We start from the raw sequence: 26875 nt of genomic DNA, 5'->3' as shown, positions 1-26875 counted from the left end.
CTGCGCCCGCCCTGTCTGCCGCGCGGCCGCGCTCCGCGAGCCTGCCCCCGCCCCCGCGCCACTTGACGACCCGCCACACCCTGAGCATTATTCATCACATGATGAATTTTAACGCCGACGCTCGCCCGCCCGGCGAAGACACGGGCGGGTCCCCATCCGTCGTCCCACCCGCCACCCCCGCTGTACGCGCCGAGAACATGACCGTCGTCCGAGGCCCCCGCACGGTCCTGCGCACCCTCGACTTCACCGTCCCCCGGGGCCAGATCACCGGCCTGCTGGGCCCGTCCGGCTGTGGCAAGTCGACCTTGATGCGGTCGATCGTCGGCACCCAGGCCAAGGTCACCGGCACCCTCGACGTCCTGGGCCAACCCGCCGGCCACCCCGCCCTGCGCACCCGCGTCGGCTACGTCACCCAGGCCCCGTCCGTCTACGACGACCTCACGATCCGCCAGAACCTCGACTACTTCGCCGCGATCCTCGACCCCGGCCGCGCGGCAGCGGACCGCCGCCACGAGAACGTCACCCGGGCCATCGCCGACGTCGACCTCACCACCCACGCCGACGCCCTGGCCGGCAACCTCTCCGGCGGCCAGCGCAACCGCGTCTCGCTCGCCGTGGCCCTCCTGGGCGCCCCGGAACTCCTCGTCCTCGACGAACCGACCGTCGGCCTGGACCCGGTCCTGCGCCGCGACCTGTGGAACCTCTTCCACGACATCGCCGTCACCCGGGGCGCGACCATCCTCGTCTCGTCCCACGTCATGGACGAGGCCGAGCGCTGCGACCGTCTGATCCTCATGCGCGAGGGCGAGATCCTCGCCGACGCCACCCCCGGGGAACTGCGCGACCGCACCGGCGCCGACACCGTCGAGTCGGCCTTCCTGCACCTGGTGGACGAGGCGACGGCAGCGGCCCGCACGACGGCAGCCGGCGCCGAGACGACCGGCACCGAGGAAACCCGCGCCGAGGAGACCCGCACGAAGGAGACAAGCCGATGAGCACGAAGACGCCCCCCGCGCGGACCCCCGCGCCCACTCCGGTCCCGGCCCCCGCCGTCACGCCCCGTCCCACCAGCGCCCTGAGCGTCGCCCGCACCACCGCCACCGCGGCCAGGGTGCTGCGCCAACTGCGCCACGACCCCCGCACCATCGCGCTGCTGGTCCTCATCCCCTGCGTGATGCTGTTCCTGCTCCGCTACGTCTTCGACGGCAGCCCGCGCACCTTCGACAACATCGGCGCGTCCCTCCTGGGCATCTTCCCGCTGATCACGATGTTCCTGGTCACCTCTATCGCCACCCTGCGCGAACGGACCTCGGGCACCCTCGAACGCCTGCTCGCCATGCCCCTCGGCAAAGGCGACCTGATCGCCGGCTACGCCCTCGCCTTCGGCATCCTCGCGATCATCCAGTCGGCCCTGGCCACCGGCCTGGCGGTCTGGTTCCTCGACCTGGACGTCACCGGCAGCCCCTGGCTGCTCCTCCTGGTCGCCCTCCTCGACGCCCTGCTCGGCACCGCCCTCGGCCTCTTCGTCTCGGCCTTCGCGGCCTCGGAGTTCCAGGCGGTCCAGTTCATGCCGGCGGTGATCTTCCCCCAGCTCCTCCTGTGCGGCCTCTTCGCCCCCCGCGACACCATGCACCCCGCCCTGGAGACACTCTCCGACGTCCTGCCCATGTCGTACGCGGTCGACGGCATGAACGAGGTCCTCACCCACACCGACGTGACGGCCACCTTCGTACGGGACATCCTCATCGTCGGCGGCTGCGCCCTCCTGGTCCTGTGCCTGGGCGCGGCGACCCTCCGGCGCCGCACGGCGTGACCTTCCGGCCCACCCGCACTCACCGGCCCGTCCGGCGTTCGAGGACGAGGCCGTCCAGGCCGAAAGGGGGGGTCTGCGAGCATCACCCCCGGGAACGGGACGGGAAAGGGCGGCGGGGGCGGGAAAACACCGGTCCGCCCACCGGACACCCAGCCCGGCCGCCCACCCCCGGTGCGAGGATGACCCCGGACGACGGACGACGCACCACACCTCCGGAGGACCCCGCACCATGCCCCAGAAAGTCGCAGTCCTCGGCACCGGCAAGATCGGCGAAGCCCTCCTCAGCGGCATGATCCGAGGCGGCTGGCCCCCCGCCGACCTCCTCGTCACCGCCCGCCGCCCCGAACGAGCCGAAGAACTCCGCGCCCGCCACGGAGTCACCCCGGTCGGCAACGCCGAGGCCGCCAAGACCGCGGACACCCTGATCCTCACGGTCAAACCGCAGGACATGGGCACTCTCCTCGACGAGCTCGCCCCGCACGTCCCCGCCGACCGCCTGGTCATCAGCGGAGCGGCCGGCATCACCACCGCCTCCATCGAGGAGCGCCTCGCCACCGGCACCCCCGTCGTCCGCGTCATGACGAACACCCCCGCCCTCGTCGACGAGGCCATGTCCGTCATCTCCGCCGGCACCCACGCCACCGCCGCGCACCTCGCGCACACCGAGGAGATCTTCGGCGCCGTCGGCAAGACCCTGCGCGTCCCCGAGTCCCAGCAGGACGCCTGCACCGCCCTCTCCGGCTCCGGCCCGGCGTACTTCTTCTATCTGGTCGAGGCCATGACGGACGCCGGCATCCTGCTCGGTCTGCCCCGTGACAAGGCCCACGACCTCATCGTCCAGTCCGCGATCGGCGCCGCGACGATGCTCCGCGACAGCGGCGAGCATCCGGTGAAGCTCCGCGAGAACGTCACCTCCCCGGCCGGCACCACCATCAACGCCATCCGCGAACTCGAGAACCACGGCGTACGAGCCGCCCTCATCGCCGCCCTGGAGGCCGCCCGCGACCGCAGCCGCGAACTGGCCTCGGGCAAGAAGGACTGACCCGCGCCGGGGGCGGTCACCGGCCGGCCGCCCCCACGATCTCCTTCGTCGTCACCACCCGCGCGAACCCACCGCCGTGCAGGGAGACCGCCGACGCCTGCGCGATCTCCTCCGCACTCCGCCGCCAGCCGAACGGCCCCTCCAGGTCGAACGTGTACGTCGCGTCGTACGCGAACAGCACGTCGTACCCGAGATTGCCGCCCATCCGGGCGGTCGTCTCGGCGCACATGTTGGTCTGGATCCCGGCCACCACGATCTGCGAGACCCCCTGCGCGGTCAGCCAGGCCCCCAGATCCGGTGTCCCGAGAAAAGCCGAGTTCACCGTCTTCGTGAGGAACAGCTCCGCCCCGGCGCCCTTCCCCCGCCTCTCCTCCACGTACTCCTTGAAGCCGTTCCCCTCGTACCCCGGCCGCAACGGCGATTCCGGCTTCCGCGAGTCGTGCCGCACGAACACGACCGGCCGCCCCGACCCCTGCCACACGTCGATCAGCGCGGCGATGTTGTCATCGGCCCCGGGATTGTTCCGAGCCCCCCAGAAGTCCAGCTCCTCGAAGCCCTTCTGCACATCGACGACCACCAGCGCTGCGTTCTCCTCGATCTCCATGCCTTCGATCCTCCCGCCGGGACCACTCCCACCCCAGTGGGCCAAAAGTCAGCGATCGATGGTTTACTGCCAGCCATGGAGTCCGCGTACCGGGTCGCCCTCGTCGCCTTCCCAGGCATCCGCGCCTTCGACGTCTCCGTCATCACCGAGGTCTGGGGCACCGACCGCACCGACCGCGGCGCCCCCGCGTTCGAGCTGCGCCGAGTCGCCACCGACAGCGCGTCCGTGCCGATGCGCGGCGGAATGGCCCTCCTTCCCGACCGCACCCTCGACTGGCTCCCGGGAGCCGACCTGATCCTGGTCCCCGGCCTGGACGACCACCTCACCCCCGCACCGGCCCCCGTCCTGGACGCCCTCCGCCAGGCACACGCCCGGGGCACCACGCTCGCGGCCCTCTGCGGCGGAGCCTTCACCCTCGCGCAAGCCGGTCTGCTCGACGGCCGCAGGGCGATCACCCACTGGAACCTGATCGACCTCCTCCGCGCGAACCACCCCGGGACCACCGTCGTCCCCGACGCCCTCTTCATCGAGGACGACAACATCTGGACCGCGGCCGGCACGGCAGCCGGCATCGACCTCTGCCTCCACCTGGTCCGCCGCTCCCACGGCGCCGAAGCGGCCGCCACCATCGCCCGCTCGATGGTCACCGCCCCGTTCCGCACCGGCACCCAGGCCCAGTTCATCGAACACCCCACCCCGCGCGCGGACCGGGACGCCGACGCCCTCGCCGCCGTGCGGGAGCACGCCCTGCGCCACCTGCACGAACCACTCACCGTCGCCGACCTGGCGGCGCGAGCCGGCATGTCACCGCGCAGCTTCGCGCGCCACTTCGCGGCCGAGACCGGCGCCACCCCGCTGCGCTGGCTCCTCGACCGGCGCGTCGCCGCGGCGCAGAAACTCCTGGAGCGCACCGACCTCCCCATGCCCGAGGTGGCCCGGCGATCCGGCTTCGGCAGCGAGGTCACGATGCGCCAGCACTTCGCATCGCGCCTCGCCACCAGCCCACGCGCCTACCGCGCCGCGTTCACCACCCGGTCCGTGACGGACTCCGTCGCCGGAGGAAGCAACCCGATCGCGCGATAGGCGCTGTCCACGACCGGCCGCGCCATCGCCCGGGCCTTCTCCGCCCCGTCCCGCAACGCCTCCTCCCCCAGGACGGGATCCGCACACAGGTCCCGGTGCCGTGCCTGCACGGGCCGCAGCACCTCGACCACCGCTTCGGCCGTGTCCTTCTTCAGGGCCCCGTACGACCCGTACCCGCCGGCCAGTGCCTCGGGGTCCCCGCCCGTGCACGCGGCGAGGATCTCCAGGAGATTGGCGAGCCCCGGCCGTTCCTCCCGGTCGTACACGACCTCCCGCCCGCTGTCGGTCACGGCCCGCATGATCTTCCGGCGCACCACGTCGGGCTCGTCGAGCAGGTAGACGATGCCCGGCCCGAAGTCGTCGCTCTTGCCCATCTTCGACGTCGGCGCCTGGAGGTTCATCACCCGCGCCGCGACCGCCGGATGCGTGGCCTTCGGCACGACGAAGGTGTGTCCGTACCGCTGGTTGAACCGCACGGCGAGATCACGCGTCAGCTCGACGTGCTGCGCCTGGTCGTCACCCACGGGCACCTCGTCGGCCCCGTAGGCGAGGATGTCCGCCGCCATCAACACGGGATAGGTCAGCAACGACAGCCGCACGCTGCCCCCGCGCTCACGCTCCCGCGCGGATTTCTCCCGGTACTGGATCATCCGCCGCATCTCCCCGTCCGTGGCCACGCACTCCAGCAGGTACGACAACCGGGCGTGCTCGTCCACATGACTCTGTACGAACACGGTGCACAGCCGGGGATCGAGCCCCGCCGCCAACAGCAGCGTCGCCGCCTGCCGACTGAGCCGACGCACTCGCGCCGGATCATGCTCCACGGTCAGCGCGTGCAGATCGACGACGCAGAACACCGCGTCCGCCCGGTGCTGGTCGACCTCGGCCCACTGCCGCAGAGCGCCCAGGTAGTTCCCCAGAGTCAGATGCCCGGTCGGCTTGACCCCGCTGAAGACCCGCTTCATCTCTCCACCTCCTGGTCGAGACCGCCGCTCCGGCCGGCCGACCCTCTGGAACCCTGGAGGGAGAAACGAGAACGGCCGCCGAAGCGGCGGCCGTTGAGTACATACGTGAGTACGGCCGCCGTCAGGTGGCCCACCACAGCTGGGTGCACGTACGCGTAGTCATGCCCGTCAGGCTACGCCTCAGGGGCGCCGCGGGGACATGAGTTGACACACCCCATCCGGATACGTAGTGTTCTCCGAGTTGTCCGACGTGAGCGCCGACCCCGGTCGGTCCCCGGACAGCCATTCCGCAGGTACCAGCCACTTCTCGACGCGCAGTCGATACGTCTGCCGTCTTGTCATTGGCATGTATTCGCGAAATGAGGAATCCGCGTTCGAAAGGACGCAGGGCCCCGATTGGCTTCGAGGGTCGGGAATCCGCTAAAGTCTCACTCGTCGGAACGGCCCAACAGCCGGGAAGACAAGCCCACTCCGACTGGGAATCAGCGCCGAAAGGATCTGATAGAGTCGGAACCGCCGGAAAGGGAAACGCGAAAGCGAGAACCTGGAAAGCACCGAGGAAATCGGGTCGAGAAAAGATCTGATAGAGTCGGAAACGCAAGACCGAAGGGAAGCGCCCGGAGGAAAGCCCGAGAGTATCGGGTGAGTACAAAGGAAGCGTCCGTTCCTTGAGAACTCAACAGCGTGCCAAAAATCAACGCCAGATATGTTGATACCCCGTCCCCGGCAGTGATAGCCGAGGATGAGGTTCCTTTGAAACAAAACACAGCGAGGACGCTGTGAACGGCCGGGCTTATTCCGCCTGGCTGTTCCGCTCTCGTGGTGTCGTCCCGATTACGGGAAAACATTCACGGAGAGTTTGATCCTGGCTCAGGACGAACGCTGGCGGCGTGCTTAACACATGCAAGTCGAACGATGAACCACTTCGGTGGGGATTAGTGGCGAACGGGTGAGTAACACGTGGGCAATCTGCCCTTCACTCTGGGACAAGCCCTGGAAACGGGGTCTAATACCGGATAATACTTCCACTCGCATGGGTGGAGGTTAAAAGCTCCGGCGGTGAAGGATGAGCCCGCGGCCTATCAGCTTGTTGGTGAGGTAATGGCTCACCAAGGCGACGACGGGTAGCCGGCCTGAGAGGGCGACCGGCCACACTGGGACTGAGACACGGCCCAGACTCCTACGGGAGGCAGCAGTGGGGAATATTGCACAATGGGCGAAAGCCTGATGCAGCGACGCCGCGTGAGGGATGACGGCCTTCGGGTTGTAAACCTCTTTCAGCAGGGAAGAAGCGAAAGTGACGGTACCTGCAGAAGAAGCGCCGGCTAACTACGTGCCAGCAGCCGCGGTAATACGTAGGGCGCAAGCGTTGTCCGGAATTATTGGGCGTAAAGAGCTCGTAGGCGGTCTGTCGCGTCGGATGTGAAAGCCCGGGGCTTAACCCCGGGTCTGCATTCGATACGGGCAGACTAGAGTGTGGTAGGGGAGATCGGAATTCCTGGTGTAGCGGTGAAATGCGCAGATATCAGGAGGAACACCGGTGGCGAAGGCGGATCTCTGGGCCATTACTGACGCTGAGGAGCGAAAGCGTGGGGAGCGAACAGGATTAGATACCCTGGTAGTCCACGCCGTAAACGGTGGGAACTAGGTGTTGGCGACATTCCACGTCGTCGGTGCCGCAGCTAACGCATTAAGTTCCCCGCCTGGGGAGTACGGCCGCAAGGCTAAAACTCAAAGGAATTGACGGGGGCCCGCACAAGCAGCGGAGCATGTGGCTTAATTCGACGCAACGCGAAGAACCTTACCAAGGCTTGACATACACCGGAAACGGCCAGAGATGGTCGCCCCCTTGTGGTCGGTGTACAGGTGGTGCATGGCTGTCGTCAGCTCGTGTCGTGAGATGTTGGGTTAAGTCCCGCAACGAGCGCAACCCTTGTTCTGTGTTGCCAGCATGCCCTTCGGGGTGATGGGGACTCACAGGAGACTGCCGGGGTCAACTCGGAGGAAGGTGGGGACGACGTCAAGTCATCATGCCCCTTATGTCTTGGGCTGCACACGTGCTACAATGGCCGGTACAAAGAGCTGCGAAACCGTGAGGTGGAGCGAATCTCAAAAAGCCGGTCTCAGTTCGGATTGGGGTCTGCAACTCGACCCCATGAAGTCGGAGTTGCTAGTAATCGCAGATCAGCATTGCTGCGGTGAATACGTTCCCGGGCCTTGTACACACCGCCCGTCACGTCACGAAAGTCGGTAACACCCGAAGCCGGTGGCCCAACCCCTTGTGGGAGGGAGCTGTCGAAGGTGGGACTGGCGATTGGGACGAAGTCGTAACAAGGTAGCCGTACCGGAAGGTGCGGCTGGATCACCTCCTTTCTAAGGAGCACTTCTTACCGATCCCCACGGGGTGAGGTCAGAGGCCAGTACATCGGCGTACGTCCGATGCTGGTTGCTCATGGGTGGAACGTTGATTATTCGGTCCGGATCACGGGCCGGAGGCTGCGAGTACTGCTCTTCGGGGCGTGGAAAGCATGATCTCCGGACGGGAACCGGGTCGGGCACGCTGTTGGGTATCTGAGGGTATGGCCGTATGGCTGCCTTCAGTGCCGGCCCCAGTGCACTCCAGCTCAGGTTGGGGGTGATGGGTGGCTGGTCGTTGTTTGAGAACTGCACAGTGGACGCGAGCATCTGTGGCCAAGTTTTTAAGGGCGCACGGTGGATGCCTTGGCACCAGGAACCGATGAAGGACGTGGGAGGCCACGATAGTCCCCGGGGAGTCGTCAACCAGGCTTTGATCCGGGGGTTTCCGAATGGGGAAACCCGGCAGTCGTCATGGGCTGTCACCCATACCTGAACACATAGGGTATGTGGAGGGAACGCGGGGAAGTGAAACATCTCAGTACCCGCAGGAAGAGAAAACAACCGTGATTCCGGGAGTAGTGGCGAGCGAAACCGGATGAGGCCAAACCGTATACGTGTGAGACCCGGCAGGGGTTGCGTGTGCGGGGTTGTGGGATCTCTCTTTTACAGTCTGCCGGCTGTGAGACGAGTCAGAAACCGTTGATGTAGGCGAAGGACATGCGAAAGGTCCGGCGTAGAGGGTAAGACCCCCGTAGTCGAAACATCAGCGGCTCGTTTGAGAGACACCCAAGTAGCACGGGGCCCGAGAAATCCCGTGTGAATCTGGCGGGACCACCCGCTAAGCCTAAATATTCCCTGGTGACCGATAGCGGATAGTACCGTGAGGGAATGGTGAAAAGTACCGCGGGAGCGGAGTGAAATAGTACCTGAAACCGTGTGCCTACAAGCCGTGGGAGCGTCGCGCATCAAGCTTGCTTGGTGCGTCGTGACTGCGTGCCTTTTGAAGAATGAGCCTGCGAGTTTGCGGTGTGTTGCGAGGTTAACCCGAGTGGGGTAGCCGTAGCGAAAGCGAGTCCGAACAGGGCGTTTCAGTAGCACGCTCAAGACCCGAAGCGGAGTGATCTAGCCATGGGCAGGTTGAAGCGGAGGTAAGACTTCGTGGAGGACCGAACCCACCAGGGTTGAAAACCTGGGGGATGACCTGTGGTTAGGGGTGAAAGGCCAATCAAACTCCGTGATAGCTGGTTCTCCCCGAAATGCATTTAGGTGCAGCGTCGTGTGTTTCTTGCCGGAGGTAGAGCACTGGATAGGCGATGGGCCCTACCGGGTTACTGACCTTAGCCAAACTCCGAATGCCGGTAAGTGAGAGCGCGGCAGTGAGACTGTGGGGGATAAGCTCCATGGTCGAGAGGGAAACAGCCCAGAGCATCGACTAAGGCCCCTAAGCGTACGCTAAGTGGGAAAGGATGTGGAGTCGCACAGACAACCAGGAGGTTGGCTTAGAAGCAGCCACCCTTGAAAGAGTGCGTAATAGCTCACTGGTCTAGTGATTCCGCGCCGACAATGTAGCGGGGCTCAAGCGTACCGCCGAAGTCGTGTCATTGCAGCAATACGCCCAACGGCGGCTGTGATGGGTAGGGGAGCGTCGTGTGCCGGGTGAAGCAGCACCGGAAGGTAGTTGTGGACGGTTCACGAGTGAGAATGCAGGCATGAGTAGCGATACACACGTGAGAAACGTGTGCGCCGATTGACTAAGGGTTCCTGGGTCAAGCTGATCTGCCCAGGGTAAGTCGGGACCTAAGGCGAGGCCGACAGGCGTAGTCGATGGATAACCGGTTGATATTCCGGTACCCGCTGTGAAGCGTCAAACATCGAGCATCGTGATGCTAAGGCCGTGAAGCCGTTCCGGACCCTTCGGGGAAAGGAAAGTGGTGGAGCCGCCGGCCCAAGCGGTTAGTAGGTGAGTGATGGGGTGACGCAGGAAGGTAGTCCATCCCGGGCGGTGGTTGTCCCGGGGTAAGGGTGTAGGACGGTGTGTAGGCAAATCCGCACGCCATATAGTCTGAGACCTGATGCCGAGCCGATTGTGGCGAAGTGGATGATCCTATGCTGTCGAGAAAAGCCTCTAGCGAGTTTCATGGCGGCCCGTACCCTAAACCGACTCAGGTGGTCAGGTAGAGAATACCGAGGCGTTCGGGTGAACTATGGTTAAGGAACTCGGCAAAATGCCCCCGTAACTTCGGGAGAAGGGGGGCCATGTCTGGTGAGAGGACTTGCTCCTCGAGCTGGGTGTGGCCGCAGAGACCAGCGAGAAGCGACTGTTTACTAAAAACACAGGTCCGTGCGAAGCCGTAAGGCGATGTATACGGACTGACGCCTGCCCGGTGCTGGAACGTTAAGGGGACCGGTTAGTCACTCTTCGGGGTGGCGAAGCTGAGAACTTAAGCGCCAGTAAACGGCGGTGGTAACTATAACCATCCTAAGGTAGCGAAATTCCTTGTCGGGTAAGTTCCGACCTGCACGAATGGCGTAACGACTTCTCGACTGTCTCAACCATAGGCCCGGTGAAATTGCACTACGAGTAAAGATGCTCGTTTCGCGCAGCAGGACGGAAAGACCCCGGGACCTTTACTACAGTTTGATATTGGTGTTCGGTTCGGCTTGTGTAGGATAGGTGGGAGACTTTGAAGCGGCCACGCCAGTGGTTGTGGAGTCGTCGTTGAAATACCACTCTGGTCGTGCTGGATGTCTAACCTGGGTCCGTGATCCGGATCAGGGACAGTGTCTGATGGGTAGTTTAACTGGGGCGGTTGCCTCCTAAAGAGTAACGGAGGCGCCCAAAGGTTCCCTCAGCCTGGTTGGCAATCAGGTGTTGAGTGTAAGTGCACAAGGGAGCTTGACTGTGAGACCGACGGGTCGAGCAGGGACGAAAGTCGGGACTAGTGATCCGGCGGTGGCTTGTGGAAGCGCCGTCGCTCAACGGATAAAAGGTACCCCGGGGATAACAGGCTGATCTTCCCCAAGAGTCCATATCGACGGGATGGTTTGGCACCTCGATGTCGGCTCGTCGCATCCTGGGGCTGGAGTCGGTCCCAAGGGTTGGGCTGTTCGCCCATTAAAGCGGTACGCGAGCTGGGTTTAGAACGTCGTGAGACAGTTCGGTCCCTATCCGCTGCGCGCGCAGGAATATTGAGAAGGGCTGTCCCTAGTACGAGAGGACCGGGACGGACGAACCTCTGGTGTGCCAGTTGTTCTGCCAAGGGCATGGCTGGTTGGCTACGTTCGGGAGGGATAACCGCTGAAAGCATCTAAGCGGGAAGCCTGCTTCGAGATGAGTATTCCCACCCCCTTTGAGGGGTTAAGGCTCCCAGTAGACGACTGGGTTGATAGGCCGGATGTGGAAGCCCAGTAATGGGTGAAGCTGACCGGTACTAATAGGCCGAGGGCTTGTCCTCAGTTGCTCGCGTCCACTGTGTTGGTTCTGAAACCACGAACAGCCCCATGCCATGGTCACGGTGTGGTGCGGCTGGACAGTTTCATAGTGTTTCGGTGGTCATAGCGTGAGGGAAACGCCCGGTTACATTCCGAACCCGGAAGCTAAGCCTTACAGCGCCGATGGTACTGCAGGGGGGACCCTGTGGGAGAGTAGGACACCGCCGAACAAATATTACGGGAAACCCCCGCACCTCACCGTGCGGGGGTTTTCTGCGTTCGGGGTTCATTTAGGGTCTAGTCATGCGCTACGACCTGGTGATCTTCGACAACGATGGCGTCCTGGTGGACAGTGAGCCGATCTCCAATCGGCTGCTGGCGGCCTATCTGACCGAGGTCGGGCACCCCACCTCCTACGAGGACTCCATCCGTGACTACATGGGGTCGGCGATGCACCGCATCCACGATCTGATCCAGGAGCGCACGGGGCAGCGGCTGCCGGCGGAGTTCGACGACACGTTCCACCGGCGGGTCTTCGCGGCCTTCGAACAGGAACTGGAGCCCATGACCGGCGCCGTGGACGTTCTCGCGAAACTGGCCGCGGACGGGATCGCGTACTGCGTGGCGTCCTCCGGGAGCCACGAGCGGATCCGGGTGGGGCATCGGAAGACCGGGCTGGACCGGTGGTTCGAGGACACCCGGATCTTCAGCTCGCAGGACGTCGGGAAGGGGAAGCCGGCGCCGGATCTCTTCCTGCACGCGGCCCGGCGGATGGGGGTGCCGCCGGAGCGGTGTGTGGTCGTCGAGGACAGCCCGCTGGGGGTACGGGCGGCTGTGGCGGCCCGGATGGACGTGTACGGGTTCACCGCGATGACACCGGCTGCGAAGCTCGCCGGCGCCACTCAACTCTTCTCGGATCTCGGAGAGTTGCCCGACCTGCTGGTCTGACGGTCGACGCGCTCTCCGGCTGACATTTGTCATGCGTAGCACCGGACGATCGTTTCTACCGGCGGACCCCGGCCCACGGCGAAGCTGGGGGCATGACGACGAACCAGCACAAGAAGCAGAACGCCTTCGCCCCGCTCCTCGTGGACGTCGCGATGCCGCTCGGGTCGTACTACCTGTTCAAGGGCGCCTTCGGGATGAGCACCTTCGCCGCTCTCGCCTGGAGCAGCGTGCTGCCCGCCGTGCGGACCGCGTGGAGCGCCGTCAGCAAGCGGACGGTCAACGGGCTCGCCGGGCTCATCCTCGTCGTCAACGTCGTCGGGCTGGTGCTCAGCTTCGTGTCCGGTGATCCGCGGCTCATGCTGGCCAAGGACAGCGGCGTCAGCAGCACCGTGGGGATCGGCATCCTGGTCTCCGTGGCGCTGGGCAGGCCGATGATGACCGCCGCGCTCAAGCCGTTCCTGGTGAAGGGAGACGCCGTCAGGGAGGCTGCCTGGGCGCGGCTGGAGAACGGGACGGCGGCCGCGTCGGCGGCCTTCCGCAGGCGGGAACGAGCCTTCTCGATCGTGTGGGGTGTGGTGCTGCTCGCCGAGTGCGTCGTACGGGTCGTCGGGGCGTACACGGTACCGGTGGACACCATGGTGTGGCTCGGGTCCCTGATCATGGTCGTGGCGATGGGGATGGGCTTCGTGGTCGGTGGAGCGCTCGGCGCCGGGCCGATGGTGGCGATGGTCGCCTCCGAGGTGAAGGCCGGGGAAGCTGCCGAGACGGACGCCGAGAACGGGGCCGAGGCCGCTATGCCTGAGGTCGTCCTCGCCCGGTAGCACCGGCAGGCACGGGTGGATCCGGCAAAGCTGAGGGCAATTCATCTTTGGCTGGATCTACCCACGGGTACGCAGGGGCTCTACGCTCGCCGCCATGACAGAAGTGCTGCGGCGCGGTAGGGCCTCTTTGGCGTTCAGCTTTTTCGCGCAGGGAGCGGCCTTCGCTCTGCTCGTGACGCGGATCCCGGCCATCCAGAACAGGTACGGGGTCTCGGACGCGCTGCTGCCCGTCTTCCTCGCGGCCGTGCCCGTCCTCGCGGGGGTCGGGAGCGTGTCGACCGAGCAGCTGGTGAAGCGGATACCGCCCAGCCGGCTGCTGCGCTGGTCCCAGCCGGTGGTGCTCCTCGCGCTGCTCGGGGTCGGGGCGGGACGGGGGATGGCCGAACTGGGTGTCGCCCTGGCCGTCTTCGGCCTCGCCGTGGGGGCGTTGGACGCCTCGATGAACATGCTCGGGGTGAGTCTGCAGCGGACGTACGGGCGCAGCATCATGCTGAGTTTCCACGCCGTGTACAGCCTGGGCGGGATCGTGGGCGCCTCGCTGGCGTGGGTGGGGGCGCACTGGCATCTCGCGCTGTGGGTGTCGTATCTGCCGGTGGTGGCGGTGCTGTTGCCGGCCGTGCTGGTCGGGAGCCGCTGGTATGTCGACGGGGAGGCCGGGACTGCGGGGGCCGGTGTCCCGGAGGAGGGAGCGGCGCAGGACGGCACGTCGGGGAGTGGTTCGGGCGTCGTCTTCAAGCTGCTGCTGCCCCTGTGCCTGGTGATGACGTTCGCCTACATCGGGGACTCGACGGTCTCCAACTGGAGCGCGAAGTATCTTCAGGACGTGCTGGGCAGCAGCGAGCAGCTGGCCACCGTTCCGTACAACGTCTACATGGTGACCACGCTGCTCGGGCGGGCCATCGGGGACTTCGGGGTGCGGCGGTTCGGGGCGGCGGCCGTGGTGCGGCTGGGGGCATTGGTGGCGGCGGCGGGGTTCGCGGTGGTGGCCTTCGCGCCCGGGGCGTGGGTCGGGATGCTGGGGTTCACGTGGGTGGGACTCGGGCTGTGTGTGCTGGTGCCGCAGACGTTCGCGGCGGCGGGGCGTCTCTTCCCCGGGGCTTCGGACGCGGCGATCGCTCGTCTCAACATTTTCAATTACGTCGGGTTCCTGATCGGTTCGCCGTTGGTGGGGGCGCTCGGGGACGCCTGGAGCTATCGGGGGGCGATGGTGGTGCCGATGGTGTTGGTGCTGGTGACGTTGGTGTACGCCCGGTCGTTCGCCGCTCAACCGGACCGATACGGTGGCGGGCATGAGCGGCCGCGCACAGCTGATGTGGGACGAGGCAGTAACGGGCTATGACTTCGGGCCCGAGCATCCGATGGATCCGGTCCGGCTCGACCTGACCCGGAGGCTGGTCGGCGCCCTGGGGCTGGACCGGGCGGTGGACGTCGTCGGGGCGAAGCCTGCCGGGGAGTCGACGTTGCGGCTCGTGCACCGCGCGGACTACGTCGAGGCCGTCAAGGCGGCTTCGGCGGAGCCGGGGGCGGCCGACCAGTCGTACGGGCTGGGGACGATGGACGATCCGGCCTTCACGGGGATGCACGAGGTGTCCGCTCTCATCGCGGGGCTGTCCGTGGGAGCCGCGGAGTCGGTGTGGCGGGGGGAGGCCCTGCACGCGGTGAACTTCGCGGGCGGTCTGCACCATGCGATGCCGGGGGGCGCGTCGGGGTTCTGCATCTACAACGACGCGTCGTTGGCGATCGCCCGGTTGCTGGAACTGGGGGCCGAGCGGGTCGCGTACGTGGATGTGGACGTGCATCACGGGGACGGAGTCCAGGCGGCGTTCTGGGAGGACCCGAGGGTGCTGACGATCTCCCTGCACGAGCACCCCCGCACCTTGTTCCCGCAGACCGGGTGGCCCGAGGAGACCGGTGGGCAGGGGGCGGAAGGGGCGGCGGTGAACGTCGCTCTGCCGGCGGGCACCGGGGACGCCGGGTGGTTGCGGGCGTTCCACGCGGTGGTGCCGGAGCTGATCGCCGACTTCCGGCCGGATGTGCTGGTGACCCAGCACGGTGCCGACACGCACTTCGAGGATCCGTTGGCGCATCTCGCGGTCTCTCTCGATGCGCAGCGGGCGGTGCAGGTGGCCTGCCATGACTTGGCGCACGAGTTCGCCGGGGGCAGGTGGGTCGCGCTGGGCGGGGGTGGTTACGCGGTGGTGGAGGTGGTGCCGCGGTCGTGGACGCATCTGGTGGGGGTGGCGGCGGGGGTTCCCGTGGCGCCGGAGACGGTGATTCCCGAGGGGTGGCGGCAGGAGGTCTTCGCGCGTACTCGACAGTTGGGGCCGGCGCGGATGACCGACGGGCGGTGGCCCGTGGAGTGGGTCGGGTGGGATGCCGGGTACGACCCCGCCGACCGGCTCGATCAGGCGGTGCTGGCCACTCGGCGGGCGGTGTTTCCGTTGCGGGGGCTGTTGGCCTAGGGGTGACGCCAGGGTTCTTGGCTCCCGCCGCCTCCACCCGTTCCCCTCCCCGACAGGGGCTCTGCCCCTGAGACCCCGCCCAGGAGTCTGCGCGCTGGATCCCCCTGTCGGCCCGGGCGGCTTTGTCCTCGAACGCCGGACGGGCTGAGACGAGCGGTGGGCGGGAGGAGCGCGGTGTTCCGTCGGCTTAGGCCGACCGTGGGGTGTTGCCGCTGTTTCCGGGTCGGCCTCGTGCCTTTTCCGCCAGCATCGTCTGCGTGTTGACTTCCGGGGGGCTTCGGGCGCATCTGCTTGCTGCGCGGTTGGCCGGGGTGGTGGCCACCTCCCGGGAGGAGAGCCTGCGGAGCTATCGGCTCTTCGCCGCTCGTGATCCCCGGGTGCTGATCGGGCTCGACCCCGAGAGGAGCTGGGGGCAGCAGGACCTGATCGCACTGATGGCCGACAAGTGTGGAGTTTCGGCCGATCCCGGCTGTGTCTCCGGGCATGATGTGATCGATCCTGAGCGGACGTTGGCGGCACTGGACGCGTTCGCGGAGCGGCTCGCAGCGGTCGCCGAGCGTGGCGCTCCCGTGCTGCTGGGCACCGGGCACCCCCATCGGCTGCTGGGGTTCTACGCCGCCCTTGCGGACGCTTTGTCGACGGCGGGATGTGATGTTCTCACCCCGGCGCAGGGTAGCTCTGTCGACATAGCGACCCGGTTCGGTCTACGCACGCACCACCTGGACTACGTACGGGGAGTCGCGGTCGTCCGGGAGGCCGGTGTCGAACGCGCCGGTTGTGCGACCGGTGCACACAGTCATTCACCGCTCCCGGTTCGGACCGCGCTGGCGGCGGCGGCCGAGGGTGGAGGGCCGTTGCCCGAGCTGGTCGTCGGGGATCACGGATGGGTCTGCGGGGCAGGTCAGCTGGGGTTCGAGGCCATCGGGCTGGCGGACACCGACGACCCCGCGCTGTTCGTGGGGGAGGCGGAGGGAGTGGTCTCCGTGGCCGTTCCACTTGATGACGCCGTGCGGTCCGCTTACTACAGGCCGCTGACCCGCTACGTACTCAATCGAGCGTGTCTGTCACAGTAGGCCGCTGATGGGTGCACCTCTTCCCCACTCGCATCACCCGCCCCTACATTGGGGAGTGAGCACGCAGCGACGAAGAGTCACCGGAAGGGGAAGCCGGTGGCCGTCGAGTCGAGTGCGGAAGGTTCAGGTGTGTCATGGCTGCAGCTGGCGAGAGGCCTCTGAACGAGGTTCAGTTCCTTACCGTGGCGGAAGTCGCCTCGGTGATGCGAGTGTCGAAGATGACCGTGTACCGACTGGTGCACAGCGGTCATCTGCCCGCGATCCGGGTGGGGCGGTCCTTCCGCGTCCCCGAGCAAGCGGTTCACGAGTACCTCCGCGAGAGCTATGTGGGGGTGGAAACCGCCTGACGGCCGGGGCCTGTCCGGCAGGGCAGGCCCGGGGCGGGGGCCCGGCCGCACGGCCGTCCCGGGCCCCTCCCGCCCCCCGATTACGACCTCAGCCCCGGGGCGGGTAGGCTAGCCCCTCGTAGGTCGTATGGGCCCATGGCGCCCAGCACCGAGTGATGAGAAGTGAGCGAGGGTAGTCGTGGGCTCTGTTATCAAGAAGCGGCGCAAGCGGATGGCCAAGAAGAAGCACCGCAAGCTGCTCAAGCGCACGCGCGTTCAGCGTCGCAACAAGAAGTAAGCGCCTCAGTAGGCACAGGCGCTTACTTCGCGCGACGCGAGCCGCGTAGGCGTGGTGTGGCCCCTCACCGTGTTATCGGTGGGGGGCCACACGCATATCCGGGTGACGTACGGTCCGCTGAACGCCGTGCGTACGGCTGGACGTGCACCATGGCTGAACTGGTCGTATGACCGAAGGGTTCTCGTCACTTCGAGCATCGGGCGGTCATCACAGCGCAACACCGACCCGCTAAGTTGGCCCGCAGACGGGAACCCGGCAGGGCAGCCGGCGGTTCCAGTACGGAAGGAAGGCGCTGATCTTGGGAAAGGTCGTGCTCGTTACCGGAGTGGCCCGTCAGTTGGGGGGCCGGTTCGTACGACGGATCCAGCGTGATCCGCAGGTCGACCGGGTGGTCGCCGTGGACGCGGTGCGGCCCGAGCACCATCTCGGGGGCGCCGACTTCATCGAGGCCGACATCCGCCAGCCGACGATCGCGCGGGTGCTCGCGGAGACCGGCGCCGACACCGTCGTCCACCTGGACGTGACGGCGACCGCGCTGGGGCGTGGCAGCCGGACGGTGGTCAAGGAGACCAACGTCATCGGGACGATGCAGTTGCTCGGAGCCTGCCAGAAATCGCCGAACGTGAAGCGGCTGGTGGTCAAGTCCTCCACCAACGTCTACGGTTCCGCGCCGCGTGATCCCGCCGTTTTCACCGAGACGACCCCGGCCAAGTCGCTGCCCAGCGGCGGCTTCGCCAAGGACGCCGTCGAGGTCGAGGGGTATGTGCGCGGGTTCGCCCGGCGGCGGCCCGATGTCGCCGTGTGCGTGCTGCGGTTCGCCAACATCCTGGGGCCCACCGCCGAGACGCCGCTCGCCGCGTACTTCTCGCTGCCCGTGCTGCCCACCGTGCTGGGGTACGACCCCAGGCTCCAGTTCGTGCACGAGGACGACGTGATCGAGGTGCTGCGGATCGCCTCGCACGAACCCCGGCGGGGCACGCTCAACAGCGGCACCTTCAACATCACCGGTGACGGGGTGCTGTTGCTGTCCCAGTGTTCGCGGCGGCTCGGGCGGCCCACGGTGCCGCTGCTCCTGCCTGCCGTCACCTGGGCGGGGTCCCTGGTGCGTACGCTGGGTATGACGGACTTCTCGCCCGAGCAGATCCGGCTGCTCACCCATGGCCGGGTCGTCTCCACGGTCCAGATGCGCGAGACGCTGGGGTTCACGCCGCGGTACACGACGGCCGAGACCTTCGCGGACTTCGCGCGCAGTCACGGACCCGGACTCCTGCCGCCCGAGACCGTCGCGGGGGCGGTCGACCGGATCGCCGCGCTGCCCCTGCCGGGTGGCGGCCGGCCCCCGGTCCACCCCCCGACGCAGAGCGCCAACTGAGGAGCGCATCAACGATGGCGGATGCCAAGGTCATTCCGTTCGACGACGACCGGTCCCGGGGGAGCGCCGTGGCGCGGCCGCCGCGGCGCCGGGGCGCGGTGAGCCGGCGCCGCAACGGCGAGCCCGCGCCGGTCCGGGAGATCGGCGAGGTCGGTGAGTCCGGCGAGGTCCAGCCCCTGCCCACCAGGGCGGCGAGGCTGGATGATGTTCCTGTGACGCGTGAGGAACGGTTGGGCGAGGATGCCGGCGGCCTGGAGCGGCGGATCGCGGGCGGGCTGTCCTTCCTGCGCCGACGCCTCACGGGCGACTACGAGGTCGACGACTTCGGCTTCGACGAGGAGCTGACCGACCAGGTCCTGATGTCGTTGCTGCGGCCCGTGTACGAGAAGTACTTCCGGGTCGAGGTGAAGGGTGTCGAGAACATCCCGGCCGAGGGCGGCGCGCTGATCGTGGCCAACCACTCGGGGACGCTGCCGCTGGACGGCCTGATGATGCAGGTCGCCGTCCACGACCACCACCCGGCGGGCCGGCACCTGCGGCTCCTGGCGGCCGACCTCGTCTTCGTGCTCCCGGTCGTCAACGAGCTCGCCCGGAAGCTGGGGCACACCCTCGCCTGCGCGGAGGACGCCGAACGGCTCCTCGCCCAGGGCGAGCTGGTCGGGGTGATGCCGGAGGGCTTCAAGGGCATCGGGAAGCCCTTCAGCGAGCGCTACAAGCTTCAGCGGTTCGGCCGGGGCGGCTTCGTCTCCACGGCGCTGCGCCAGGGCGCCCCGATCATCCCCTGCTCGATCGTCGGGGCCGAGGAGATCTACCCGATGATCGGCAACGCGAAGACGGTGGCGCGGCTGCTCGGCTTCCCGTACTTCCCGCTGACGCCGACCTTCCCGTGGCTGGGACCGCTGGGCGGGATCCCGCTGCCGACGAAGTGGACCATCCAGTTCGGAGAGCCGATCCCGACCGACGGCTACCCCCCGGAAGCCGCCGAGGACCCGATGCTGATGTTCAACCTGACGGATCAGGTGCGGGAGCAGATTCAGCACACGCTGTACAAGTTGTTGGTGCAGCGGCGGTCGGTGTTCTTCTGACCGTGCGGGTGGTGAGCCCGGCGGACGGAGTCCGGCGCGGCCGGGCGAAGCCCGCGCAGCGGTGCGAGGCCGGCGGTGCGGATGGGTACCGATGCTGATGTTCAACCTGACGGATCAGGTGCGGGAGCAGATCCAGCACACGCTGTACAAGTTGTTGGTGCAGCGGCGGTCGGTGTTTTTCTGACCGTGCGGGTGGTGAGCCCGGCGGTGCAGCCGTTCTGCTTCGGGTACGACTGTGGGGGCGCTCCTCTTGAGAGGGGCGCCCCCACAGTCGTGCGCGTCGGGTCTACTCCGCGTCCTCGCCGTCGATGCCCAGGCCCGGGAGCAGGCCGGGCAGGAGGGGCGGGAGGGTGACGTCCGGCTGGGTGCTGGGGACGATGGGGAGCGGGGCGGTGTTGCCGGTCTCCTTCGGGGGGTCGAGGAGGCCGCCGGTGCTGCCGCCGAGCAGGCCGTCGTCGCCGGTACCGGAGGTGGACGACCTGCTCGGGCTGCCGCCGGTGTTGCTGCCGGTGCCGTCGCTCGGGGCGTGCCCGGTGCCCTTGCCGGTTCCGGGGGTGGTCGGGTGGCCGGTGTCCGTGGAGCCGGTGGACGCCGAACCCGAGCCCGGACCGGTGCCGCTGCCGTCCTGGGCGGGGGGCCGCGGAAGCAGGGACTGTAGCGGGGCGACCTCTTCGTCTATGGCTTCGAAGACCGACGAGACCTGCTGACTGACGTCACCGAGCTGGACCGGCAGGCGGTCGCGCAGGGCGCCCCAGACCTCGCGGTGCGAGCGGGAGAACGCGTCGAGGGCCTGGATGGGGCCCAGGGAGTTCGGGTCGCGTTCGTACGCCTCGTGGAGGAGGCGATGGCCTTCCGACGCGTCGTGCTGCATCCCGCTGAGGGCGCGTCGGATCTCGCCGAGGGACTCGTGGTCGAGTTCGCCGCTGCGGCCCCGTTCCATGAGCCGGCGGGCCTCGCTGAGCCGGGTGGAGGCCTGGTCGAGATAGGTCCGGCCGCGTTCGTCGTCGCCGTCGGACAGGTAGTTGAGCTTGAAGTCCTCGATTCCGCGCTTCAGCCCGTAGAGCCCGTCACCCGGGAGGGCGTCGGAACTCGCGGCGGCGACCCCGCCGAAGGCGCCCGCCGCGACGCCGACGCTGAGGCCGCCCGCGGTGAGGCCCTTGGCCAGGCGGGAACGCGGTCGGAACTTGCCCAGGGGACTGGCCCGGTGAGTGCCCCTGGCTCGGTGGGAGCGTTGCTCCGGCACCGATGAGTCCGCTGCCTCGCCTCCCGCGGTGCCCGCCAGCATGGCCTCCATAGCGGCGACCAACTGGGCCCGCTGGACGACCTTGACCTCTGGATCGAGTTCCGGTTTGGGCAGCTCGGCGAGACTCGTGGCGAGGGCCAGCAGCTGGCCCTGCCCGGTCTGGTCCGCAGCGGCCGGCGCCGGCGGTGATCCTTCGGTCTGCTCGGCCGCCGTGCCCTGGGCGGAACAGTCGGACTGCTCCTCCAGGGCCTGGGCGAAGGCGCTCGCCCGCCGGTGCGCCGATACGTTCGCGATCACTGGCGGCACCTCCTCTCGTCATGACGGTCGACTCCCCTGGGGTCCTGACGGTTGCACGCCCTGGACCGGTTCCACACGATCGAGTGATCGGGGGCGGCCAGGACGTGACCACAGGGAGCCTGTATCCGGCACAACGACTGGCGCGGCACTTGGGTTACGGACTGCGGATGATCGGATCGGGAAGACAACGGACTTTCACTGAAGGTGAGTTGGCGTCACAGGGTGTGTGGCGTCGGTCATGGGCGGGGGACGGGTTCAGCGGGCGTCTTCCGGCAGGAGGCGGGCGAGGGTGCGGACGGCCCGGTACTGAAGGGTCTTGATGGCACCCTCGTTCTTGCCCATCACGCGCGCCGTCTCGGCGACGGAGAGCCCCTGGAGGAACCGGAGTGTCACGCACTCCTGCTGCTGGGGATTGAGCCGGCGCACGGCGTCCAGCAGCGCGGCGTTGGAGAGGGACTCCAGGACGGAGTCCTCGGGTGAGCGCTCGACCTCGTTGGCGTCGAGCATCTCGCCGGTCGTCACCTCGAGCCGGAAACGGCTGGACTTGAAGTGGTCGGCGACGAGGTTGCGGGCGATGGTGACCAGCCAGGCGCCGAAGTCGCGGCCCTGCCAGGTGAACGTCCCGATGCGGCGCAGGGCACGCAGGAACGTCTCGCTGGTGAGGTCCTCGGCGGTCGCCTTGCTGCCCACCCGGTAGTAGATGTAGCGGTAGACCGTGTCGCTGTACTGGTCGTACAGGCGCCCGAAAGCGTCGGCCTCACCGGCTTGGGCGCGCTCGACGAGGTCCATCATCCGGGCGCTGTCACTGTCGGCGGCCGGCCGACGGGCGGTGGCCGCGCCGGCCGAGCGGCCTCGTCTGCCCACCGCGGCGCTGCCTTCTGCCAGCGCGTAGCACGGGCCGAGCGGAGCGGTGGTGGCGAAGGCGGGGACGGCGTACGCGGTGGGGACGACGCCGCGCAAGAGGTCATGGACCGTAGCGACCGTTGCGCGCAGCGTAGCCAGGCCCGAGGTGTCAACCCCGACGTGTGGGTACACGGGACTCCCAGAGGCAGAGCTTGCATCACGTGCAGTACGGAACCATTCACCCGTCGTAGCGACGGAAGGGGTACCGGATTGCGTCTGAGGAGAATAACGCTTCGTGCAGGCCCTGCTACACCGAGTTGCTCAAATCATCGATTACGTCGTTTCTGTGGCCTATTGACGCTCGATCAAGTTGCACGGGGTGAACGCTTGCTGATCGAAACGGTTCGAGTTTCGGGTCGGTCCAGGGCGTGTTGTGGCGGTGCGCGGACAACGCGACTGGAGGAGGGGTTACGGGGGTAAGACCGTCGGATTGGCCGGGTCCGGCCGCCGGTGTGGGGTGTTGTCCGGAAGAACGACGGAGCGGCCGGGCTGTTGCGCCCCGGCCGCTCCGTCGTGTCGTCCGCGTCGTCGTCAGCGCCGTCGTCGGTGGAGCGCGATCGCCGCGGCCGTGCCGCCTGCCACCGCGCCGACGCCCGCCGCGGCCGGGATGCCGACCTTCGCCGCCTTGCGGCCGGTGCGGTAGTCGCGCAGCCGCCAGTCGAGGTTGTGCGCGTGCTTGCGCAGCTTGGCGTCCGGGTTGATGGCGTAGGGGTGGCCGACGAGGGACAGCATCGGGATGTCGTTGTGGGAGTCGCTGTAGGCGGCGCAGCGCGAGAGGTCCAGGTTCTCCGCCGCCGCGAGCGCGCGTACCGCCTCCGCCTTGGCGGGGCCGTGCAGGGGCTCGCCCACCAGCTTGCCCGTGTAGACGCCGTCGACCGACTCCGCGACCGTGCCCAGCGCGCCGGTGAGGCCGAGGCGGCGGGCGATCACCTGGGCGATCTCCACCGGGGCCGCGGTGACCAGCCACACCTTCTGGCCCGCGTCCAGGTGGGCCTGGGCGAGGGCGCGGGTGCCAGGCCAGATGCGCTCGGCCATGTACTCGTCGTAGATCTCCTCGCCGATCGACATCAGCTCGGAGACGCGGTGGCCCTGCACGATGGAGAGGGCCGAGTCGCGGGCCTCCTGCATGTGCTCGGGGTCCTCGACGCCGGCCAGCCGGAACCACGCCTGCTGCCAGGCGAACCGGACCAGGTCGCGGGTCTCGAAGAACTTGCGTTTGTACAGGCCGCGGCCGAAGTGGAAGAGGGCGGCGCCCTGCATCACGGTGTTGTCGAGGTCGAAGAAGGCGGCGGCCATCGCGTCGCCGTGCACCGGGAACTGCGGTTCCCGGGCGGCGACGTCCAGGGTCGCCAGGGTGTCCTCGGAGCCCAGGGTTTCCTGGGTGGACTTGCGGGCTGCCTCCGCCGAGGCCTCGCCTGCCAACACGCTCCGCGCCGTGGCGGAGCGCCTACGGGGGGTGAGCCATCCTAGAGCGGCCATGGCGTGAGCATAGCCATTGCGTTCGGTGGTTCCGGAGCCGAGAGGTTCGGAGGGTGTGAACTCTCCGGGACGGGGCCGTAAAAGAAGGGCGAGAATGGCGGTATGACTCCCCTCTTTGGACGTAGGGCCGCCCCGGGCGAGCGGTCGGTCACTCTCATCCGCAAGTCCGGTTGTCATCTGTGCGACGACGCCGAGCGTGTGATCGAGCAGGTCTGCGGGGAGCTCGGCGTGTCCTGGGAGCAGAAGGACATCGCCGACGACCAGGAGCTGTACGACCGGTACTGGGAGCAGATCCCGGTCGTGCTGGTCGACGGCAGGCAGCACACCTTCTGGCGGGTGGACGAGGGTCGCCTGCGCAAAGAACTGGCCGGCTAGTGCCGCGACAGGCAACGTTCGCCCCGTCGCGACGCCCGGCACGCACTCTCGCCGCACCGGCCGAAAGCCCAGGTACGTCCAGTACGAGGACTTCCGGCCGGCACGCCGAGAGCACGCACCGGACGCCGCTCCTTGACGGGCGAACGTTGCCCGCCGCGGCACTAGGTCCGGGCGGGACGGACCGAGAAGTACAAGGTTGTACGGAACGTCGCTTAGGATCGATGGCGGTTTTGTCTCGGGGGCGGGATTCACGAGGAGAGTGGCGGTTTTGCCCCCTGGAATGATGTGCGTGACCCCGGTCACGTTGGCCGGGCAAATCGGACACCATCTTTGTGCACGCGTTCACAAAGACATAGCCTGCTGTCGACGGGGCGGTCTGGGTACGTGTGACCGCCTACAGCCCCGCTCTACCCGCAGGAGCACCGTGGCAACTGGCCGAACTCACCGACCGGCGACCCGTAGCCGAGGGATTCCCGAGGCCACCGTCGCCCGCCTTCCGCTGTACCTCCGCGCGCTGACCGGCCTGTCCGAGCGCTCGGTACCCACGGTCTCCTCCGAGGAGCTCGCGGCCGCCGCGGGGGTCAACTCCGCGAAGCTGCGCAAGGACTTCTCCTACCTGGGTTCTTACGGAACGCGAGGAGTCGGCTACGACGTCGAGTACCTCGTCTACCAGATCTCCCGCGAGCTCGGGCTCACCCAGGACTGGCCCGTCGTGATCGTCGGCATCGGTAACCTCGGCGCGGCCCTGGCCAACTACGGAGGCTTCGCCTCACGCGGCTTCCGGGTGGCGGCGCTCATCGACGCCGACCCCACGATGGCCGGGAAGCAGGTCGCCGGGATCGCCGTCCAGCACAGCGACGGCCTGGAGAAGATCATCTCCGACAACGGCGTCTCCATCGGTGTCATCACCACCCCGCCGGGTGTCGCCCAGCAGGTCTGCGACCGGCTGGTGGCCGCCGGAGTCACCTCGATCCTGAACTTCGCGCCGACCGTGCTGACCGTCCCGGACGGTGTCGACGTGCGCAAGGTGGACCTCTCCATCGAGCTCCAGATCCTCGCATTCCACGAGCAGCGCAAGGCCGGCGAGGAGGCCGCGGCGAACGAGAACGCCGTGCCGGCCCCCGCCGGCCGCGCCGACCAGGGACCCGACGGGGACGTACCCGCCGTGATGCCGGCATGAGTCTCCTCGTCGTCGGACTGAGCCACCGCAGCGCCCCCGTCAGCGTGCTGGAACGGGCCTCGCTGTCCACGGACGCCCAGTCCAAGCTGCTCCAGGACACGGTCGCCGCCGAACCGGCCGCCGAGGCCGCCGTCCTCGCCACCTGCAACCGGATCGAGCTCTACGCCGACGTGGACAAGTTCCACGCGGGCGTCGCCGAGCTGTCCACGCTGCTCGCCCAGCACAGCGGGGTCGGGCTCGACGAGCTCACCCCCTATCTGTACGTGCACTACGAGGACCGCGCCGTCCACCACTTCTTCTCGGTGGCCTGCGGTCTCGACTCCATGGTCGTCGGCGAGGGACAGGTCCTCGGGCAGATCAAGGACGCCCTGGCCCGGGCGCAGGAGCTGCACACCGCCGGGCGGTTGCTGAACGACCTGTTCCAGCAGGCCCTGCGGGTCGGCAAGCGCGCCCACTCCGAGACCGGCATCGACCGAGCCGGGCAGTCCCTGGTCACCTTCGGCCTGGAGCAACTGGCCGCGGGCGCGGACGTGACCGCCTGGGCCCGGGGCAAGAAGGCGCTGGTCATCGGCGCCGGTTCGATGTCCTCGCTGGCCGCCGCCACCCTCGCGCGCGCCGGGGTCGCCGAGGTCGTCGTCGCCAACCGGACCCTCGACCGGGCCGAACGGCTCGCCCAGATACTGACCGAGGCCGTCAGCGGGGACGTGTCGGCCCGCGCGGTACCGATGGAATCGGTGCCGGCCGAGCTGACACGTGCCGACGTCGCCGTCTCCTGTACCGGGGCGACGGGCCTGGTCCTGACGGCGGAAGCGGTCGCCACGGCGGTCGAGGACCGCACCGGGGCACCCGTCGTCTTCGACGAGGAGGCCGCGCCCGCGGACATACGGCCGCTGCCGCCCACGTCCGTCGGCGCAGACGACAACTGCCCCCTCGACCTGGCCGCCGTCCAGCAGTCCGCGGCGCAGCGGTCCGGGTTCTCCGTGCTGGGAGAGGCCGCCGTCGCCGGCATGGACGCGGCCACCCTGGAGCAGCACGCCGCCTGGGTCGACAACGCCGGCGTGGACCGCAGGCCGGGCGCTCGCCGCAGCCCCGAGGCCGACGCCGAGCTGATCACCGCGCTCGCCGCGCTCGCCGCCACTGTCGGCCGCATCCCCGAGCGCCGGCGGCCCGAGCCGGTCGCCACGCTCGTCCGGCCGCAGCCGGTGCTCTTCCTGCTCGACCTGGCGATGCCGCGGGACGTCGACGCGGCCGCGCACCGGCTCGCCGGGGTGCGGCTGGTGGACATCGAGTCGCTGGCCGAGGCATCGGCCGACGCGCCGATGGCCGCCGACGTCGACCAGGTGCGGCGGATCGTCGCCGACGAGGTCGCCGCGTTCGGCGCCGCGCAGCGCGCCGCGCACATCACGCCCACCGTGGTCGCCCTGCGCACCATGGCCGCCGACGTCGTGGCCACGGAGATCGCCCGGCTCGACGGGCGGCTGCCCGGCCTGGACGACAAGCACCGCGCCGAGATCACCCAGACCGTGAAGCGGGTCGTCGACAAGCTGCTGCACGCGCCGACCGTGCGGGTCAAGCAGCTCGCGACCGAGCCCGGCGGCGCCGGGTACGCGGACGCGCTGCGGACCCTGTTCGACCTCGACCCGGAGACGGTGGTCGCCGTGTCCCGGGCCGAGGAAAGCACCGAGAAGAACGCAGAGAACCGAGGGCCGGCATGAG

21 protein-coding genes and 3 rRNA genes are annotated in these 26875 nt (G+C 67.8%); 19 read left to right on the top strand and 5 right to left on the bottom strand.

Features of this window, described 5'->3' with window-relative positions; translation table 11 throughout:
* Positions 1 to 98: 98 nt before the first annotated feature.
* The 3 genes from OHS71_RS18325 to proC all read left to right on the top strand — a co-directional run bounded on the left by OHS71_RS18325 (position 99) and on the right by proC (position 2855).
* Positions 99 to 995 (top strand): ABC transporter ATP-binding protein, encoded by an 897-nt coding sequence (locus OHS71_RS18325; RefSeq protein WP_328480447.1) that lies wholly within the window; start codon positions 99 to 101, stop codon positions 993 to 995.
* The gene (locus OHS71_RS18320; RefSeq protein ID WP_328480446.1) at positions 992 to 1813 is read left to right on the top strand and encodes an ABC transporter permease; all 822 of its coding nucleotides are present in this window, start codon (positions 992 to 994) and stop codon (positions 1811 to 1813) included. Before OHS71_RS18325 ends, OHS71_RS18320 begins: the two co-directional genes overlap by 4 nt.
* A gap of 229 nt (positions 1814 to 2042) precedes the next feature.
* Complete coding sequence (gene proC, locus OHS71_RS18315) at positions 2043 to 2855, top strand: pyrroline-5-carboxylate reductase (protein ID WP_328480445.1); 813 nt, start codon at positions 2043 to 2045, stop codon at positions 2853 to 2855.
* A 16-nt stretch (positions 2856 to 2871) separates the two neighbouring features.
* On the opposite strand, the gene OHS71_RS18310 is transcribed toward proC, so the two are convergent.
* Positions 2872 to 3459, bottom strand: coding sequence for a cysteine hydrolase family protein (locus OHS71_RS18310; protein ID WP_328480444.1), 588 nt, complete (start codon positions 3457 to 3459; stop codon positions 2872 to 2874).
* 75 nt (positions 3460 to 3534) lie between these two features.
* Between OHS71_RS18310 and OHS71_RS18305 the strand changes: the two genes are divergently transcribed.
* Positions 3535 to 4542: a GlxA family transcriptional regulator gene (locus OHS71_RS18305; RefSeq protein WP_328480443.1), complete on the top strand. Its 1008-nt coding sequence runs from the start codon at positions 3535 to 3537 to the stop codon at positions 4540 to 4542.
* Here the strand turns inward: OHS71_RS18305 and trpS are convergent.
* The gene (gene trpS / locus OHS71_RS18300; RefSeq protein ID WP_328480442.1) at positions 4470 to 5507 is read right to left on the bottom strand and encodes a tryptophan--tRNA ligase; all 1038 of its coding nucleotides are present in this window, start codon (positions 5505 to 5507) and stop codon (positions 4470 to 4472) included. The two genes, OHS71_RS18305 and trpS, sit on opposite strands and share 73 nt — an antisense overlap.
* Positions 5508 to 6354: 847 nt before the next feature.
* On the opposite strand from trpS, the gene OHS71_RS18295 reads away from it, so the two are divergent.
* The 12 genes from OHS71_RS18295 (at position 6355) to OHS71_RS18240 (ending at position 19682) form a co-directional block, all read left to right on the top strand.
* Positions 6355 to 7880: ribosomal RNA gene (locus OHS71_RS18295) — 16S ribosomal RNA — on the top strand.
* A 316-nt stretch (positions 7881 to 8196) separates the two neighbouring features.
* Positions 8197 to 11320: ribosomal RNA gene (locus OHS71_RS18290) — 23S ribosomal RNA — on the top strand.
* A gap of 90 nt (positions 11321 to 11410) precedes the next feature.
* Positions 11411 to 11527, top strand: a 5S ribosomal RNA gene (gene rrf / locus OHS71_RS18285).
* The 16S, 23S and 5S rRNA genes sit together here, the layout of an rRNA operon.
* Before the next feature lie 73 nt (positions 11528 to 11600).
* Positions 11601 to 12245, top strand: coding sequence for an HAD family hydrolase (locus OHS71_RS18280; protein ID WP_328480441.1), 645 nt, complete (start codon positions 11601 to 11603; stop codon positions 12243 to 12245).
* 92 nt (positions 12246 to 12337) lie between these two features.
* Positions 12338 to 13066, top strand: a complete 729-nt coding sequence (locus tag OHS71_RS18275; protein WP_328480440.1) for a VC0807 family protein — start codon at positions 12338 to 12340, stop codon at positions 13064 to 13066.
* 94 nt (positions 13067 to 13160) lie between these two features.
* Positions 13161 to 14405 carry an MFS transporter gene (locus tag OHS71_RS18270; RefSeq protein WP_328480439.1) on the top strand — a complete coding sequence of 415 codons (1245 nt, stop codon included), beginning with the start codon at positions 13161 to 13163 and terminating at the stop codon, positions 14403 to 14405.
* The gene (locus OHS71_RS18265; RefSeq protein WP_328480438.1) at positions 14356 to 15528 is read left to right on the top strand and encodes an acetoin utilization protein AcuC; all 1173 of its coding nucleotides are present in this window, start codon (positions 14356 to 14358) and stop codon (positions 15526 to 15528) included. Before OHS71_RS18270 ends, OHS71_RS18265 begins: the two co-directional genes overlap by 50 nt.
* Before the next feature lie 257 nt (positions 15529 to 15785).
* A complete protein-coding gene (locus OHS71_RS18260) occupies positions 15786 to 16601 on the top strand; it encodes a phosphatase (protein ID WP_328480437.1) in 816 nt (271 codons plus the stop codon).
* Between the two features lie 134 nt (positions 16602 to 16735).
* On the top strand, positions 16736 to 16948 hold the full coding sequence (locus OHS71_RS18255) for a helix-turn-helix domain-containing protein (RefSeq protein ID WP_004984898.1): 213 nt from the start codon (positions 16736 to 16738) through the stop codon (positions 16946 to 16948).
* A 178-nt stretch (positions 16949 to 17126) separates the two neighbouring features.
* Positions 17127 to 17225, top strand: coding sequence for a 30S ribosomal protein bS22 (locus tag OHS71_RS18250; protein ID WP_003948845.1), 99 nt, complete (start codon positions 17127 to 17129; stop codon positions 17223 to 17225).
* Between the two features lie 298 nt (positions 17226 to 17523).
* Positions 17524 to 18597: an NAD-dependent epimerase/dehydratase family protein gene (locus OHS71_RS18245; RefSeq protein ID WP_328480436.1), complete on the top strand. Its 1074-nt coding sequence runs from the start codon at positions 17524 to 17526 to the stop codon at positions 18595 to 18597.
* A 14-nt stretch (positions 18598 to 18611) separates the two neighbouring features.
* On the top strand, positions 18612 to 19682 hold the full coding sequence (locus OHS71_RS18240) for a lysophospholipid acyltransferase family protein (RefSeq protein WP_328480435.1): 1071 nt from the start codon (positions 18612 to 18614) through the stop codon (positions 19680 to 19682).
* Positions 19683 to 19968: 286 nt separating this feature from the next.
* Here OHS71_RS18240 and OHS71_RS18230 read toward each other — a convergent pair whose 3' ends face one another.
* The 3 genes from OHS71_RS18230 to OHS71_RS18220 all read right to left on the bottom strand — a co-directional run bounded on the left by OHS71_RS18230 (position 19969) and on the right by OHS71_RS18220 (position 23604).
* On the bottom strand, positions 19969 to 21222 hold the full coding sequence (locus tag OHS71_RS18230) for a DUF5667 domain-containing protein (protein WP_328480434.1): 1254 nt from the start codon (positions 21220 to 21222) through the stop codon (positions 19969 to 19971).
* 255 nt (positions 21223 to 21477) lie between these two features.
* The gene (locus tag OHS71_RS18225; protein WP_328480433.1) at positions 21478 to 22257 is read right to left on the bottom strand and encodes an ECF subfamily RNA polymerase sigma factor, BldN family; all 780 of its coding nucleotides are present in this window, start codon (positions 22255 to 22257) and stop codon (positions 21478 to 21480) included.
* Between the two features lie 399 nt (positions 22258 to 22656).
* Positions 22657 to 23604 carry an HAD family hydrolase gene (locus OHS71_RS18220; protein WP_328480432.1) on the bottom strand — a complete coding sequence of 316 codons (948 nt, stop codon included), beginning with the start codon at positions 23602 to 23604 and terminating at the stop codon, positions 22657 to 22659.
* A 102-nt stretch (positions 23605 to 23706) separates the two neighbouring features.
* On the opposite strand from OHS71_RS18220, the gene OHS71_RS18215 reads away from it, so the two are divergent.
* The 3 genes from OHS71_RS18215 to OHS71_RS18205 all read left to right on the top strand — a co-directional run bounded on the left by OHS71_RS18215 (position 23707) and on the right by OHS71_RS18205 (position 26874).
* Complete coding sequence (locus OHS71_RS18215; protein WP_328480431.1) at positions 23707 to 23979, top strand: glutaredoxin family protein; 273 nt, start codon at positions 23707 to 23709, stop codon at positions 23977 to 23979.
* A gap of 424 nt (positions 23980 to 24403) precedes the next feature.
* Complete coding sequence (locus OHS71_RS18210; protein WP_328480430.1) at positions 24404 to 25159, top strand: redox-sensing transcriptional repressor Rex; 756 nt, start codon at positions 24404 to 24406, stop codon at positions 25157 to 25159.
* Positions 25156 to 26874 (top strand): glutamyl-tRNA reductase, encoded by a 1719-nt coding sequence (locus tag OHS71_RS18205; RefSeq protein WP_328480429.1) that lies wholly within the window; start codon positions 25156 to 25158, stop codon positions 26872 to 26874. Before OHS71_RS18210 ends, OHS71_RS18205 begins: the two co-directional genes overlap by 4 nt.
* Position 26875 lies beyond the last annotated feature (1 nt).

Origin of the sequence: Streptomyces sp. NBC_00377, from assembly GCF_036075115.1 — a bacterium.
Classification (GTDB): Bacteria; Actinomycetota; Actinomycetes; order Streptomycetales; family Streptomycetaceae; genus Streptomyces.
Note: the sequence above shows the minus strand (reverse complement) of the source record. Positions and strands in the feature narration are given on the sequence as shown.